The sequence below is a fragment of the Brevundimonas halotolerans genome, assembly GCF_003730275.1.
GTDB classification, from domain to species: Bacteria; Pseudomonadota; Alphaproteobacteria; order Caulobacterales; family Caulobacteraceae; genus Brevundimonas; species Brevundimonas halotolerans.
In genome coordinates this window covers 24,613-38,996 of sequence record NZ_QTTA01000016.1, presented here as the reverse complement: position 1 = coordinate 38,996, position 14,384 = coordinate 24,613, and the positions used below count along the sequence as shown (strand labels likewise).

Annotated in this window: 16 protein-coding genes; 11 read left to right on the top strand and 5 right to left on the bottom strand. The window is 66.6% G+C overall.

Annotated elements, in window-relative coordinates:
• Window positions 1–26: 26 nt before the first annotated feature.
• Window positions 27–674 carry a uracil-DNA glycosylase gene (locus EG854_RS06245; RefSeq protein ID WP_123286983.1) on the bottom strand — a complete coding sequence of 216 codons (648 nt, stop codon included), beginning with the start codon at window positions 672–674 and terminating at the stop codon, window positions 27–29.
• Complete coding sequence (locus tag EG854_RS06240; RefSeq protein WP_123286982.1) at window positions 671–1,219, bottom strand: LabA-like NYN domain-containing protein; 549 nt, start codon at window positions 1,217–1,219, stop codon at window positions 671–673. Before EG854_RS06240 ends, EG854_RS06245 begins: the two co-directional genes overlap by 4 nt.
• Before the next feature lie 52 nt (window positions 1,220–1,271).
• Between EG854_RS06240 and folK the strand changes: the two genes are divergently transcribed.
• The 11 genes from folK (at window position 1,272) to EG854_RS06180 (ending at window position 11,220) form a co-directional block, all read left to right on the top strand.
• On the top strand, window positions 1,272–1,772 hold the full coding sequence (gene folK / locus EG854_RS06235) for a 2-amino-4-hydroxy-6-hydroxymethyldihydropteridine diphosphokinase (RefSeq protein WP_241153155.1): 501 nt from the start codon (window positions 1,272–1,274) through the stop codon (window positions 1,770–1,772).
• Window positions 1,773–1,856: 84 nt separating this feature from the next.
• Window positions 1,857–2,216, top strand: coding sequence for a DNA-directed RNA polymerase subunit omega (gene rpoZ / locus EG854_RS06230; RefSeq protein WP_123286978.1), 360 nt, complete (start codon window positions 1,857–1,859; stop codon window positions 2,214–2,216).
• A 128-nt stretch (window positions 2,217–2,344) separates the two neighbouring features.
• Window positions 2,345–4,501, top strand: a complete 2,157-nt coding sequence (locus EG854_RS06225; RefSeq protein WP_375782301.1) for a RelA/SpoT family protein — start codon at window positions 2,345–2,347, stop codon at window positions 4,499–4,501.
• The gene (locus tag EG854_RS06220) at window positions 4,501–5,259 is read left to right on the top strand and encodes an LOG family protein (protein WP_123286976.1); all 759 of its coding nucleotides are present in this window, start codon (window positions 4,501–4,503) and stop codon (window positions 5,257–5,259) included. Before EG854_RS06225 ends, EG854_RS06220 begins: the two co-directional genes overlap by 1 nt.
• Window positions 5,260–5,310: 51 nt before the next feature.
• Entirely contained in the window at window positions 5,311–5,898 is a 588-nt protein-coding gene (pyrE, locus tag EG854_RS06215; RefSeq protein WP_123286974.1) for an orotate phosphoribosyltransferase, read from the top strand.
• Window positions 5,899–5,901: 3 nt separating this feature from the next.
• Window positions 5,902–6,642, top strand: coding sequence for a pyridoxine 5'-phosphate synthase (locus tag EG854_RS06210; protein ID WP_123286972.1), 741 nt, complete (start codon window positions 5,902–5,904; stop codon window positions 6,640–6,642).
• Window positions 6,639–7,040, top strand: a complete 402-nt coding sequence (gene acpS / locus EG854_RS06205) for a holo-ACP synthase (protein WP_123286970.1) — start codon at window positions 6,639–6,641, stop codon at window positions 7,038–7,040. Before EG854_RS06210 ends, acpS begins: the two co-directional genes overlap by 4 nt.
• 386 nt (window positions 7,041–7,426) lie before the next feature.
• Window positions 7,427–8,323 carry a signal peptidase I gene (gene lepB, locus EG854_RS06195; protein ID WP_123286961.1) on the top strand — a complete coding sequence of 299 codons (897 nt, stop codon included), beginning with the start codon at window positions 7,427–7,429 and terminating at the stop codon, window positions 8,321–8,323.
• Between the two features lie 3 nt (window positions 8,324–8,326).
• Window positions 8,327–9,043, top strand: coding sequence for a ribonuclease III (gene rnc / locus EG854_RS06190; RefSeq protein ID WP_123286959.1), 717 nt, complete (start codon window positions 8,327–8,329; stop codon window positions 9,041–9,043).
• The gene (gene era, locus EG854_RS06185; protein ID WP_123286957.1) at window positions 9,040–9,996 is read left to right on the top strand and encodes a GTPase Era; all 957 of its coding nucleotides are present in this window, start codon (window positions 9,040–9,042) and stop codon (window positions 9,994–9,996) included. The genes rnc and era overlap by 4 nt, the downstream gene beginning before the upstream one ends.
• A 6-nt stretch (window positions 9,997–10,002) precedes the next feature.
• A complete protein-coding gene (locus EG854_RS06180) occupies window positions 10,003–11,220 on the top strand; it encodes a serine hydrolase domain-containing protein (protein WP_123286956.1) in 1,218 nt (405 codons plus the stop codon).
• Here the strand turns inward: EG854_RS06180 and rsmA are convergent, their stop codons facing one another.
• Genes rsmA through EG854_RS06165 form a run of 3 tightly spaced genes read right to left on the bottom strand, consistent with a single transcriptional unit; the run spans window position 11,221 to window position 14,341 of the window.
• On the bottom strand, window positions 11,221–12,030 hold the full coding sequence (rsmA, locus tag EG854_RS06175) for a 16S rRNA (adenine(1518)-N(6)/adenine(1519)-N(6))-dimethyltransferase RsmA (protein ID WP_123286954.1): 810 nt from the start codon (window positions 12,028–12,030) through the stop codon (window positions 11,221–11,223).
• Window positions 12,027–13,022 carry a 4-hydroxythreonine-4-phosphate dehydrogenase PdxA gene (gene pdxA, locus EG854_RS06170; protein WP_123286952.1) on the bottom strand — a complete coding sequence of 332 codons (996 nt, stop codon included), beginning with the start codon at window positions 13,020–13,022 and terminating at the stop codon, window positions 12,027–12,029. Before pdxA ends, rsmA begins: the two co-directional genes overlap by 4 nt.
• The gene (locus tag EG854_RS06165; RefSeq protein ID WP_241153154.1) at window positions 13,022–14,341 is read right to left on the bottom strand and encodes a peptidylprolyl isomerase; all 1,320 of its coding nucleotides are present in this window, start codon (window positions 14,339–14,341) and stop codon (window positions 13,022–13,024) included. Before EG854_RS06165 ends, pdxA begins: the two co-directional genes overlap by 1 nt.
• Between the last annotated feature and the right edge of the window lie 43 nt (window positions 14,342–14,384).

Genomic DNA, 14,384 nt, shown 5'->3' with positions numbered 1-14,384 from the left:
TCGCCTGCCAGGCGAACAATGTTCGATCACATTTCGATGAGGATGCGAGCCCGCTCGAAAATCTCCCGGAACATCAGGGGCGTGAGCCGCCCTGTATTCGTGTTCAACCGGGAGCAGTGATAGCTGTTCAGCAGGACGTAGGGGCCGACCCGGGCCTCGGACCCATGCCCCGGCGCCATGGCCGAGGCAGGCTTGCCCAGCGCCTTCAGCACATTGCGGCGCGAGACATCGCCCAGGGTGACGATCACCTTCAGCTGCGGCAGGGTCTGAAGGCGGGCGGTCAGGAAGGGCCGACAGGTCGCCTCTTCGGCCGGCAGGGGTTTGTTGCCGGGCGGGGCGCAGCGGACGGCATTGGTAATCATGCAGTCGAGCAGTTCCAGCCCGTCATCGGGCCGGGCGTCATAGGTGCCGCGCGCAAAGCCGGTCTCGATCAGCGTCTGATATAGCAGCCAGCCGGCGTGATCGCCGGTGAAGGGTCGACCCGTGCGGTTGGCCCCGGTGCGACCAGGGGCGAGGCCCGCCACCAGCAGCCGGGCCTGCGTGTCGCCGAACGAAGGTGCGGCGCCATTGAACCAGTCGGGTTCGCGCCGCGCATTCTCGGCGCGATAGGCCACCAGCCGGGGGCAGAGTGGACAGTCGGCGGGCGGCTCGGCGACCGGAGCAGGCGTCGTCATGCGTCTTCGCGGACCGTGCGGGGGCGGCCGTACAGAGTCTTGAGGTCGGCCAGCTCGACGAAGTCGTCAGCCTGACGGCGCAGTTCGTCGGCGATGTGCGGGGGCTGGGTTTTGAGCGTCGAGACCACCGACACCCGGCAGCCCTCCGCCTGAACCGCCTGCACGAGACGGCGGAAGTCGCCATCGCCCGAGAACAGCACGGCGTGGTCGAGCCGAGGGGCCATCTGCATCATGTCGACGGCGATCTCGACATCCATATTGCCCTTCATGCGGACATGGCCCGAGGCATCGGTAAAGCGCCGGACCGGTTTGGTCACGGTGGAGAAGCCATTGTAGCCCAGCCAGTCCACCAGCGGACGCACGGGTGAGAATTCCTCCCCCTCGACCACGGCGGTGTAGTAGTAGGCGCGGACGAAACGCGATCGTTCGCGCACGTCGTCCAGCATGGCCTTGAAGTCCAGATCGAAACTCAGCGACCGGGCCGCGGCGTGAAGGTTTGAGCCATCGATGAACAGCGCCAGGCGCTCGTCGGGATAGAGGTGCATCGTCGATGTCCTTTGAAATATGAGGGGGCGGAAGGACGCCCCCGGAGAGAATATGAGCACATCCGTCATCATCGCTCTGGGCAGCAATGACAAGGGGGCCTGGCCGGATATCAGCGCCTTGCTGGACGCCGCTGTTCACGATCTGGAGAGCGCGGGACTGGGCGACGTTCGCCGCTCGCGCTGGTGGCGGTCGGCCGCCTGGCCCGACCCGACCGATCCGCCGTTTCTGAATGGCGTGGCGCAAGGCGCGTGGGCCGGGACAGCGCTTGAACTGATGACCACGCTTTCCGGCATTGAGGCGCGCTTTGGGCGCGAACGGTCGGTGAAAAATGCGCCCCGGATGCTGGACCTCGACCTGATCGACTTCAGTGGACAGGTGTTGAACTTGCCCGATCTGATCCTGCCCCACCCGCGGGCCGTCGATCGCGTCTTCGTCATGGGCCCGCTGGCGGAGTTGGTGCCGGGCTGGAGGGATCCTGTCTCCGGACGCCCGGTCACCGCGCTGGTCGAGACCGCCCGCGTCGGACGCGACGCGGTGCCGCTGGATCGCTAGACGCCTCATTCCTGCCGATGTGGCGTTGCACAATGGGCGGGAAGTCTCTATTTTGTCTGGTTCTCCCAGAGTTCGAGGAAATTCATGGCTCGCGTCACTGTCGAAGACTGCATCCAAAGGGTGCCGAACCGTTTTGGTCTGGTCCTGCTGGCCGGTCACCGCGCCCGCAACATCGCCAAGGGCGAGGCGCTGACCATTGATCGCGACAATGACAAGAACCCGGTCGTCGCCCTGCGCGAACTGGCTGACGACACTGTGTCGCCGGATGAACTGAGCGAGAACCTGATCACCACCCTGCAACGGGTTGATGAGCGCACCGAGGCCGAGGATGAGGCCGAGACCCGCGCCCTGCTGGCCGAGCCGCAGCACATGAACATGGCCGAGGCCGAACTGATCCGCGCGCTGCAAAGCGACCGTGACGGCGGCCAGGAGGAGCGCTACTGACAGCGGAACCGAACACGGTTGTTCCACTCCGCCCGAAGCGGTCCCGTACCGCCCCGGTAGCCAAACTTGCCGAAGCTGAAACGTCTTCCCCTGCGGCCGCTGAGCGGCCGCAGGTCGAGCGCGTGCGCGTGTTGCGCCAGTTCGAGCTGGTCGAGATGGTCAAGGCCTATGACCCGTCTGCGGACGAGGGGCTGATCAACAAGGCCTATGTCTATGCAATGAAGATGCACGGCTCGCAGCTGCGGGCCTCGGGCGATCCCTATTTCGCCCATCCGATCCAGGTCGCGGGCATCCTGACCGACTACAAGCTCGACACCGCCACCATCGTCACCGCCTTGTTGCACGATGTGGTCGAGGACACTTCGGCGACGCGCGACGACATCGCAGCCATGTTCGGCGAAGAGGTCGCGGAACTGGTCGAGGGCGTGACCAAGCTCAGCCGCCTCGAGCTTCAGGCCGAGCATACCCGTCAGGCCGAGAACCTGCGGAAATTCATCCTCGCCATTTCCCGCGACGTCCGGGTGCTGCTGGTCAAGCTTGCCGACCGGCTGCACAACATGCGCACCCTCCATTACGTGAAGCCCGAGAAGCGCGAGCGGATCAGCCGCGAGACGCTGGAGGTCTATGCGCCGCTGGGCCGGTCGATCGGCATCCATTCGATCGCCCTCGAGCTTGAGGAACTGGCCTTCGAGCATCTGAACCCGATCGCGCACACCGCCATCAAGCGGCGGCTGGAGGCGCTGAAACAGGAGCAGGGCACAGCGCTGGAAGACGTCGCCCAGGAGGTCCAGGACTTGCTGGGCGCCAGGGGCGTCGAGGCCGAAGTCATCGGCCGGCAGAAGACGCCGTATTCGATCTGGCGCAAGCTGCAGCGCAAGTCGGTCGGCTTTTCGACCCTGTCCGACATCTATGCCTTTCGCGTGATCGTGGACAGTGAGGACGACTGCTACCGGGCGCTGGGCGTGATCCACCGCGCCTGGCCCATGGTGCCGGACCGGTTCAAGGACTTCATCTCGACGCCCAAGTCGAACAACTATCGCTCGCTTCACACCACGCTGGTCGGTCGCGGTGGCGTGCGTATCGAGACCCAGATCCGGACGCGGGAGATGGACCGGATCGCCGAGGACGGCGTGGCCGCGCACTGGCGCTACAAGAACAAGTCCTACGGGTTTGATCGGGAGGCGATGGAGCGGTCTGGCGGGCGCGATCCGCTGGAGAACCTGCGCCGCCTGGTCCAGATCATCGAGACCGGCGAGGGCGGCGACGACTGGGTCGAACATGCCAAGCTGGAGATGTTCCTCGATCAGGTGTTCGTCTTCACGCCCAAGGGGCAGCTGATCACCTTGCCGCGCGGGGCGATGCCCCTGGATTTTGCCTTTGCTGTCCACACCGAGGTCGGCGAGACCGCGGTCGGGGTGAAGATCAACGGCGAGCTGAAGCCGATGCGCACCCAGCTGACCAATGGCGATGTCGTCGAGATCATTCGCGGGTCCAAACGCGAGGTGCCCGTCGACTGGCGCTCGCTGACGGTGACGGGCCGCGCACGGTCGTCGATCCGGCGTACGATCCGCAGCTCGGAGCGCGAGGAATTCTACAAGCTGGGCCGCACCACGCTTGAGCAGACCCTGTCACGCGCAGGCAAGAGATTGAGCGATCTGGCGCTGGCGCCGGTGCTCGAAACCCTGTCGATCGAAACCGAGGACGCCCTGTTCGAAGCGATCGGACGGGGCCAGGTCCAGGCGACCAAGGTCGTGGAGATGCTGTTTCCGGCGCTCAAGGGCCAGGTCAAGGTGGCCCACGACCGGCGGCGGATCGAGGAGAGCGAGGCCCAGCTGTATGTGCGAGGCAGCGGCCTGACGCCCGGCATCAGCATTCATTTTGGCCACTGTTGTTCGCCGCTGCCGGGGGACCGCATCGTCGGCATCCTCGAGCCGGAAAAGGGCCTGACCGTCCACACCATCGACTGCGGGCGACTGGTCGAGTTCAGCGACGACGACAGCCTGTGGCAGGATCTGCAGTGGACTCCGCGCGCCGAGATGAACGCCACGGCGGCCTCGCGGCTGAAGGCCACCATTCGCAACGCCCCGGGCGTTCTGGGTCAGGTGGCCACCCAGATCGGCGAGGCGGGCGGCAATATCCTGAACCTGGTCATGACCCACCGTCAGCAGGACTTCTTTGACGTCGAGATCGACGTCGAGGTCCGCGATGCGCGCCACGCCACGACGCTGATGGCGGCCCTGCGCGCCAATGCCTTTGTCGATTCCGTCGAGCGCGTGCGCGGCTGATGGCGGATCGGCCGCCCGATAATTCGGCCCAGAGGGACTCGCCGTCCTATCGCCTGCCGGCGCTCGATCAGGACTTCCTGCTGGGCGACTCCATGCGGGGCGTGCGTTTCCTGCTGGAATACGCCAAGGCCGAGGAGGCGCTCAGGGCATGGGGCGTGCGCTCGACCATCGTTGTGTTCGGCAGCGCCCGCGTGAAGCCCGGCACGCCCTGGTACGACACGGCGCGCGCGTTCGGCCGCCTCGCCTCCGAGCGGGGCGGGGCCCTGGACGGCGAGGTCGGGGAACTGCGCAACAACGTCATCGCCACCGGCGGCGGGCCGGGGATCATGGAAGCGGCCAACCGTGGCGCGACGGACGTGGGCGCCCCTTCCGTGGGTTTCAACATCACCCTGCCGCACGAGCAGGAGCCCAACGCCTGGTCGACGCCGGAGCTGACATTTCGCTTTCACTATTTCGCCATGCGCAAGATGCATCTGGCCATGCGCGCCAATGCGCTGGTGGTCTTTCCGGGCGGCTTTGGCACCTTTGACGAGTTGTTCGAGCTGCTGACCCTGCGCCAGACCGACAAGGCCCCGCCCATCCCGATCGTTCTGGTGGATCGGGCGTACTGGAGCTCGATCATCAATTTCGAGGCGATGGTCGAGCACGGCGTGATCGCCGCGAGGGATCTGGACCTGATGGGATTTGCCGATGACGCCGGGGGCATCTGGCGTGAACTGCTGGCCCGTGGCCTGAAGCCGCACCAGAACCTGGAATAAGGCCGCGCTTCGGCCTTTCCTCCGGCCGCCTGTGGGGGCTAGAAACAGCGCATGAACACCGAAGACGTCCTGACCGAATTCCGTGATGCCGGCGCCCTGCGCGAGGGCCATTTCGTCCTGTCCTCCGGGCTGCACAGCCCGGTCTTCCTGCAGAAGAATCTGGTGTTTATGGACACCGCCCGCTGCGAGCGGCTGTGCAAGGCGCTGGCCGACAAGATCACGGCTACGGTCGGGCCGGTCGATGTGGCCATCTCACCGGCCGTAGGCGGGATCATCCCCGGCTATGAGACCGCGCGGCATCTGAAGGTCCGCTCCCTCTACGTCGAACGCGAGGGCGGCGAGTTCAAGCTGCGGCGCGGCTTTACGGTCGAGCCGGGCGAGCGCGTCGTCATGGTCGAGGACATCGTCACCACCGGCCTGTCGTCGCGCGAATGCATCGAGGCGATCCGCAAGGCGGGCGGCGAGGTCGTGGCGGCCGCCTGCATCGTCGACCGGTCGGGGGGCAGGGCGGACGTGGGCGTGCCGCTGATCGCGCTGGCGACGCTGGATGTGCCCGCATACCCGGCCGACGCCCTGCCGCCCGAACTGGCAGCCCTGCCGGTCGAGGACCCGGGCAGCCGCAGACTGGCAAAGGGATAGACCATGGCCGAGCGGGTGCGTCTGGGGGTCAATATCGACCATGTGGCCACTGTGCGGAATGCCCGGGGCGGCCTGCATCCCGATCCGGTCCGCGCGGCCGAGCAGGCGCTCGCCGCAGGGGCCGACGGCATCACCGCCCATCTGCGCGAGGACCGCCGCCACATCACCGATCCCGACATCGAGGCGCTCAGCGCGCTGTGCGCGCGGGCCGGGCGACCGCTGAATTTCGAGATGGCCCTGACGCAGGAGATGCTGGACATCGCCCTGCGCCACAGGCCCCACGCGGTCTGCATCGTGCCGGAGCGTCGCGAGGAGGTCACGACCGAGGGCGGGCTGAACGTGCAGGCCCACATCGGGCCGCTGTTCTTTGCTGTGCAGCAGCTGAAGGAGGCCGGCATCCGCGTCTCCCTTTTCATCGATCCGTCGAAACAGCAGGTGATGGCCGCGACCGGTGTCGGCGCCCAGGTGGTCGAGTTTCATACGGGTCGGTACTGCCACGCCGAGGGCGAGGCGCGTCAGGCGGCCTTTGCCGAGCTGTCGGCCGCAGCAGCGATGGCGCACAGCGTCGGCCTTGAGGTCCATGCCGGGCATGGGCTGGACTATGAGACCGCCGCCGAGGTCGCGACCCTGCCGCAGATCCGCGAGCTCAACATCGGCCATTTCCTGATCGGCGAGGCCATCTTCATCGGTCTGGACGAGGCCATTGCCCGGATGCGGTCCGCCATCGACGGAGCGGCGTTTTGATCGTCGGGGTCGGCGCCGATCTGTGCGATATCCGCCGCATCCAGACCTCGCTGGACCGCTTCGGCGACCGCTTCAAACAGCGCTGCTTCACCGAGCTGGAACGCACCCGCTCCGACCGCAAGCCGGACCCGGCCTGGAGCTATGCCAAGCGGTTCGCGGCGAAAGAGGCGTGCGCCAAGGCACTGGGTACCGGCATGCGGGCCGATGTCTACTGGCGCGACATGGGGGTAGTGAACCTGCCGAGCGGTCGGCCGACCCTGATACTGACCGGACATGCCGCCGAGCATCTGGCGCGACTGACACCGTCAGGCCACACTTCCAGCATCCACTTGACGCTCAGCGATGAGCATCCCTATGCGCTCGCCTTCGTGGTGATCGAAGTCTTGCCCGTCACATAATCAGGCTATAGGCCTGTCACGCTTGCGCGCGGCACACCGGGGGTTCTGCAATGACCGAAGAGAACAAGACGACCGAGACGGACGATCACGCCGCGCCCGACGCGACGCCGACGCCCGAGCCGGTCGAGACGGACACGGCTCACGTTGAACCGGCTGCGGCCGAGCCCACGACGCACGAGACCGAAGGATCCGTATCGCACGCCGAGCCTGAGCCCGCCGTCGAGGTGACGCCGGACGTCGAGCCCGTCGTGGTCCCGGAAGAAGCGGCTGAGCCTGTGGCTGCAGCCGAGCCCGAACCCGATCATTCGCCCGAGCCCGAGCCCGAGCCCGAGCCCGAGCCCGAGCCCGCCCCTGCGCCAGAGCCTGAGCCGACCCCGGCCGAGGCCATGACGCCGCCGCCCGAGCCGATCGCGGCTGCGGCAGCGCTTGCGGCCGCCTCATCCGGAGCCGGGTCGGAGTCCTCGCGTCGCCCGGTGTGGAGCGATGAGGGCGATGCCCACGACGGGGATGACGGCGACGATGGCGGTGACGATTCCGACGGCGGGAAAAGCGACAAGAACGAGTGGGTCGAGATCATCAAGACCGTTGCCATCGCCCTGTTCATCGCCATTCTGCTGCGAATCTTCCTGTTCCAGCCCTTCACCATTCCGTCGGCCTCGATGGAGCCGAACCTGTACGAGGGCGACTACATCGTCGTGTCCAAATGGACCTACGGCTATTCGAAGCACGCCATCCCTTACAGCCCGCCGCTGTTCGAGGGCCGCATCATGGACAATGCGCCGGAGCGCGGTGACATCGCCGTCTTCAAACTGCCGAGCGACAACAAGACCGACTACATCAAGCGCGTGATCGGTGTGCCCGGCGACCGGGTGCAGATGATCAACAATGTCCTGCACATCAACGGCGAGCCGGTCGAGAACGTCGTCGTCACCGGCGAACAGGTGGCTGACATGTTCAACGGCCAGACGGTCACCACCCTGCGCGAGACCCTCCCGAACGGCCGTAGCTACCAGATCCAGGACTTCGGCCCGAACTACAGCCTCGACAACACTCCGGTGTTCGAGGTGCCCGAGGGCTACTACTTCATGATGGGTGACAACCGCGACAACTCCATCGACAGCCGCGAACAGTCGGCCATGGGGGTCGGCCTGGTCCCCGCAGAGAACCTGATCGGCAAGGCCGAGATGATCCTGTTCTCGTGGAACGAGGGGGCGTCGCTCTGGAACCCGGTCAGCTGGTTCAGCAAGGTTCGCCTGGACCGCTTCTTCACCGTCCTGAAATAGGGGATGGCGGATCGCCGGAATGAGGCTGTCCGGGCGCTGGCCCAGACGCTGGGATATGAGTTCCGCGATCCGTCCCTGCTGGAACGCGCCCTGACCCACCCCAGCGTGGGTGAGGGTGCGGCCCACGACGCCGTCGGGCGTCCCATTCTGGATAACCAGAGGCTGGAGTTCTTCGGCGACCGGGTACTGGGCCTGCTGGTCGCCGAACGGCTAATGCGCGACTTCCCCCAAGCGGATGAGGGTGAGATGTCCTCGCGCCTGCACGGTCTGGTCGACAAGGCCGCCTGTGCGCGGGTGGGTGAGGCCGCCGGCGTGGGACCGGCCCTGCGCATGTCCCCCGGCGAGAGCAAACAGGGCGGGCGGCGCCGCGACGGCATTCTGGCCGACGCCATGGAGGCCATTCTGGCGGCGATCTATTTCGACGGCGGCCTGGATGCGGCCCGCACGGCATTCGATCACCTGTGGCGGAACGAGCTGGAGAATCCTTCCTCACGCAGCCTCAGCAACCCGAAATCGTCTCTGCAGGAGTGGTCGCTCAAGGTCGGCCGGGGGCTTCCGGCCTATCGCGTGGTCGAGCGAACCGGCAGCGATCACGCTCCGACCTTCCGCGTCGAAGTGACGATCAGCGGCACGGATGCCTTGACCGCGACCGGTCGTTCGCGTCAGGAGGCGGAGAAAGCGGCCGCCCTGGCCCTGATGATGCGTGAAGGCGTGATTTGACCTCAGATACCTCCCAGACCGGAACGCGGGCCGGCTTCGTCGCCGTGATCGGCGCGCCCAACGCCGGCAAATCGACGCTGGTCAACCGGCTGACGGGCTCCAAGGTGTCGATCGTCACCCAGAAGGTGCAGACCACGCGCTTTCCCGTGCGGGGCATCGTCATGGACGGCCAGACCCAGATGGTGCTGGTGGATACGCCCGGCATCTTTAACCCGCGACGCAGGCTGGACCGCGCCATGGTCGCCTCGGCCTGGGAAGGCGCAGAGGAGGCCGACGCCGTCGTGCATCTGGTCGACACCTCGGCCCAGATGGCCATCGGGGAGGGCAAGGGCTCGCCCGCTGACCGTCGCTCGGTCGAGGATGTCGAGACCATCATCCAGGCCCTGAAGGGCCGCGACAGCAAGGCGATCCTGGCGCTCAACAAAATCGACGGCCTGAAGCGCGAGTCGATGCTGGCCGTGATGACCGAGCTGTTCAACACGGGTGTTTACAGCGACGTCTTCCTGATTTCGGCGGCGACCGGCGACGGGGTGCTGGATCTCAAGGCCCACCTCTCGGGCCTGATGCCGGAAAGCCCCTGGCTGTATCCCGAGGACCAGAGCGCGGACCTGCCGCTGCGGGTTCTGGCGGCCGAGATCACGCGGGAAAAGGTGTTCCTGCGGGTGCACGAGGAACTACCCTACTCGGCGGCGGTCGAAACCACAGCCTTCGAGGAGCGCGACGACGGATCGGTTCGGATTGAGCAGACCATCTATGTCGAGCGCGAGAGCCAGCGTCCGATCGTTCTGGGCCGCTCGGGCCAGACCCTGAAATGGATCGGCCAGAAGTCTCGCGAGGAGCTGACCCTGCTGATGGACCGGCCCGTTCACCTGTTCCTGACGGTCAAGGTTGATCCGAAATGGCAGGACTCACGCGCTCTTTATGCCCAGTTCGGCCTGACTTTCGATATCTAGGGTCGAATGAGACCCTTACCGATTCTCGCAGGGCTGGCGGCCCTGGCTGTGCTGATCTCGTCCGCTTGGACGGTGACGTCACGAACCGACACCGGTCAGGACGAGGCCGAGGCTGTGTCCGGCCCTGTCGTCCGGGCCCGCCCACCGGTTGTCGTGGTCGAGCACCTGCCGCAGCTGAAGGCCTCGCTCGATGATCTGGCGGCTCGCGACAGGTTTACCGGCGCTGTGCTGGTTGCGCGCGGGGATCAGGTGTTGTTCCGGCAGGTCTATGGCATGGCCGACCGCGAGGCCGGTCGCCCGTTCGAGCTCGACACCCCCCTGCGACTGGCCTCGGTCAGCAAGATGTTCACCGCGACCGCCATCCTGCGCCTGCAGGACGAGGGCGTGCTGAGCGTCGGTGATCCGGTCTGCGACTGGATCACCGACTGTCCGGAGGCCTGGGCCGACATTCGCATCGGCCATCTGATCTCGCACCAGTCGGGCATCCCCGACCTGATGGCGCGGCCCGGCTGGGGCACCCGACGCGTCACCCCCGCGACGCTCGATGAACTGACACGCGACAGTGCCCTCTATAATCTGCAGTTCGAACCAGGCACCGACCTGCGTTACAACAACGCGGGCTTCAACCTGGCCGCCGCCGTGGTCGAGGCCGCGACGGGCGTGCCCTTCCAGACCTACCTGGATCAGACCTTCTTTGAGCCGCTGGGCATGACCCGGACGGGCCATGACGCCTTGCCGGACCTGGCCATGGGCTATGCTCATTTTCCCGCCGGGATCACGCCCCAGCCCGAGGCCAATGTCAGCATCATCCCGGGCGCGGGCGCCCTGTCCTCGACCATGGACGACCTGCTGGCCTGGGCCTGGGCCCTGCATCGGGGCGGACTACTGAGCCCGGAGGCCTATGCGGCATTGATCGCGGACCATGCGCCGGTCGATACGCCTGATGAGCGCCGGGGCGGACCGCGTCGCCACTGGGGCTATGGCCTGTTCAGCCGGGCGCTGGGACAGCAGGTTGAGCCGGCCTTCGACGACCGCCAGATCTATCACACCGGCAGCTGGTCCGGCTTTCGCAACATGGTCGTCTGGCAGCCCGACGCCGGGATTGTCGTGATCGTCCTGTCGAACAACTATCACCGGCGCGAAGAGGTGTTCCTGATCAGCCAGCAGGCTGTGGCCGAGGCGCTGGGACGCCCCTTTCCCGAGCGCCTGGCCCCGCGCACCTGATCAGGTGAGGGCGTCGGCGAGGCGCAGGAAGCCGGCGACGTCGATGGTCTCGGCCCGGGCGTCCGGTTCGATCCCGGCGGCCTCGCACAGGGCCGCTCCACCCAGAGGTTTGAGGCTGGAGCGCAGCATCTTGCGGCGCTGGCCAAAGGCGGCGGCGGTGACCCGCTCCAGCTTGCGGATGCGGGCCTCGGCCAGCCGCTCGGCATGGGGCACCAGATGCACGACCGCCGAGGCCACCTTGGGCGGCGGTGTGAAGGCTGCGGCAGGCAAGGACATGACCATCCGCGCCTCGCACAGCGCCTGGCTGATGACCGCGAGCCGGCCATAGGCATCCTCACCCGGTTGAGCCACGACGCGCTGGGCGACCTCTTTCTGAAACATCAGCGTCATGGAGGCGGGCGTCCACGGTCCGGTCAGCCATTTGATCAGCAGCGCCGTGCCGACATTGTAGGGCAGGTTCGACACCAGATGGGCCGGGCCATCGACCAGTGACCGCTCATCAACCTTCAGGGCGTCGCCCTCGACCAGCCGCAGGCGACCGCTGCCGTCGTCCAGTTCCCGCAGCAGCGGCAGGAAGCGGGCGTCTTTTTCGATGGCGATCACCCGCCCGGCGTCGCTTTCTATCAGGGCGCGCGTCAGACCGCCGGGGCCGGGGCCCACCTCGATCACGGCGTCACCTGCAAACGGTCCGGCCAGCCGGGCGATCTTGCGCGTGACATTGAGGTCCAGCAGGAAATGCTGGCCAAAGCTCTTCTTCGCCATCAGCCCATGGGCATCCAGCGACTCGCGAAGGGAGGGCAGATCGGTCATACGGCGGCGGCCCTGCGGTCGGCCATGGTTCGCGCCAGATGGAGGGCGGCAATCAGACTGTCGGGGCGGGCAATGCCGCGCCCGGCGATGTCGAACCCGGTGCCGTGGTCGGGCGAGGTCCGGACCACGGGCAGACCCAGGCTGACGTTCACCCCGCCCCAGAAGTCGAGGGTCTTGACCGGGATCAGCGCCTGATCGTGATACAGGCACAGGACGGCGTCATAGGTGGTGCGCGCCTCGTCATGGAACAGGGTGTCGGCCGGGCGGGGGTCACTGATGTCAAGTCCCTCGGCCCTGAGTGCGGTGGCGGCGGGGATCAGCACTTCCTGTTCCTCCAGACCGATGGAGCCGCCTTCGCCTGCATGCGGGTTCAGCCCCGCCAGCGCCAGGCGGGGACAGGCGATGCCGAAATCGCGGATCAGGGCCTCATGGACCACGCGGGCCACGCGGCTGACCCGCTCGGCGGTGACCATTTCGGGGACCTGCGACAGCGGCGTGTGGATGGTGACCAGACAGGCGCGAAGGTCTTTGGCGGTCAGCATCATCACCGGGCCGCGTGTCTGGCCCCACGGGGCGTCGGCGGTCAGTTCGGCGATGAACTCCGTATGGCCCGGAAAGCGAAAGCCGGCCTGATACAGCGGTGCCTTGGCGATCGGGGCGGTGACCATGCCCGCGACCGCGCGGTCGAGGCACAGCCGGACCGCGGTTTCAATCCAGCCGGTGATGGCCGAGGCATGCGCCGGATCGGGCTGTCCCGGTGTGACGGGTGCACTGAGAGGTTGGTCCAGAACCGGGATGGCACGATCGAACACAGCCGAAGCCGACGCAGGGTCCGTCACAACCTCGACCGGGGCATGCGTGGCCATAAGCCGGGCGTCACCGACCACCACGAACGGTGACAGGTGAGCCTTCCACGCTGCGGCGATGATCTCGGGGCCCACGCCGGCCGGTTCGCCCATGGTCAGGGCAAGCGGCGGCACAGGCCGGGTCATCACTTCATCTCGATGAGGGCGTCGGCGCGCAGGTCACGCATATAGCGACGGCCCAGCATGGCCAGATTGGCACGCAGCAGTTGCGATTCGACGTCGCGATAGGTCGGCATGTCCGCCGATCCGACACGGCGTCCGCAAACGCCGACCAGGTGCAGACCCAGAGGCGTGCGGATCGGCTCGCTGACCTGTCCGACTTCAGCGGAGCGGGCGAAGGGCTGGAACTGCGGCGCAAGGTTCAGCACGTCGCTTTCGCCGAGGTCAGACCCCAGCAGGCCGGGCTCGGAGGCTGCACGCGCGACCATCGTCTGGCAGGTCAATTCCGGACGAACGGCCATCAGGCGCCGGGCGGCGGCCTCGACCTCTGCTTCGCTCGCGGTTTCAGGCAGTTCGACCATGATCTGGCTCAGCTGCACCAGGCTGGTGCCCGACCCCTCACGCTTGTCGCGCATATAGATGATGTAGACCCCACCCTCGACGACGATGGGGTTGGACAGCTGGCCGATGTCCAGATTGTCGAACGCTTGCTGCAGGGCAGGGGCGACAGTACCCTCGATCACCCACCCGGCATCTCCGCCGCGCACGGCCGTCGGTGCGGCCGAAAACTGCTGGGCCACGGCCTGGAAGGGCGCGCCCTGGATCATCTGCTGGATCAGTTGCTGACCGCCGGTGATGGCGGCCTGCATGCCCCCGACCCGGTTGGCGTCGATGTAGATCTCGCCGATCAGGTACTGCTTCTTGGTGGCGGCTTCCTCGTATTTGCGGAGGCTTTGTTCGACCTGGCTGCGACTGACGCGAGCCCGGCTGGCAAAGCGGCCGCCGACCAGTTCGCGCCAACCGATGGCGGTGCGGATCTGTTCGCGGATGGTACGCGCGTGAATGCCGGCCGAGGCCAGGGCCTGCATATACTGGTCGGGCGCCATGCCGGCCTGTTCGGCCATGGCGGCGATTTCGGCATCGACATCCGCATCTGTAATGATCAGCGTCGGAAATTTGGCGATCTCTTCGGCCTGAAGGTGCTCCTCGATGAGCATGTCCAGGGCTTCGCGCTGGATCTGGGCGACGTTCTCGGCGGTCGGCTGGACCTCGCTCATGATGATGATCAGCAGCATCCGCTGACGCAGATCAAAGCCGGTTATAATCCGGTCATTCACCGTGGCGACAATGCCGTCGGCCAGGACGAACTGAGGCTCAGCCACCGCACGCGGCTGGGCCGGACGGTTGGCTGCCGGGTCGAGGGTGCCTGCCGAGGTCGGCGCAGTCTGGGCGAGGGCCGGGCTGGCCACGGCCAGAAGCGCCGCAACCGCGATCACTGTACGCATGAAACGCATGGTTCGTTCTTAGTCCTCATACCGGTTCGGCGCA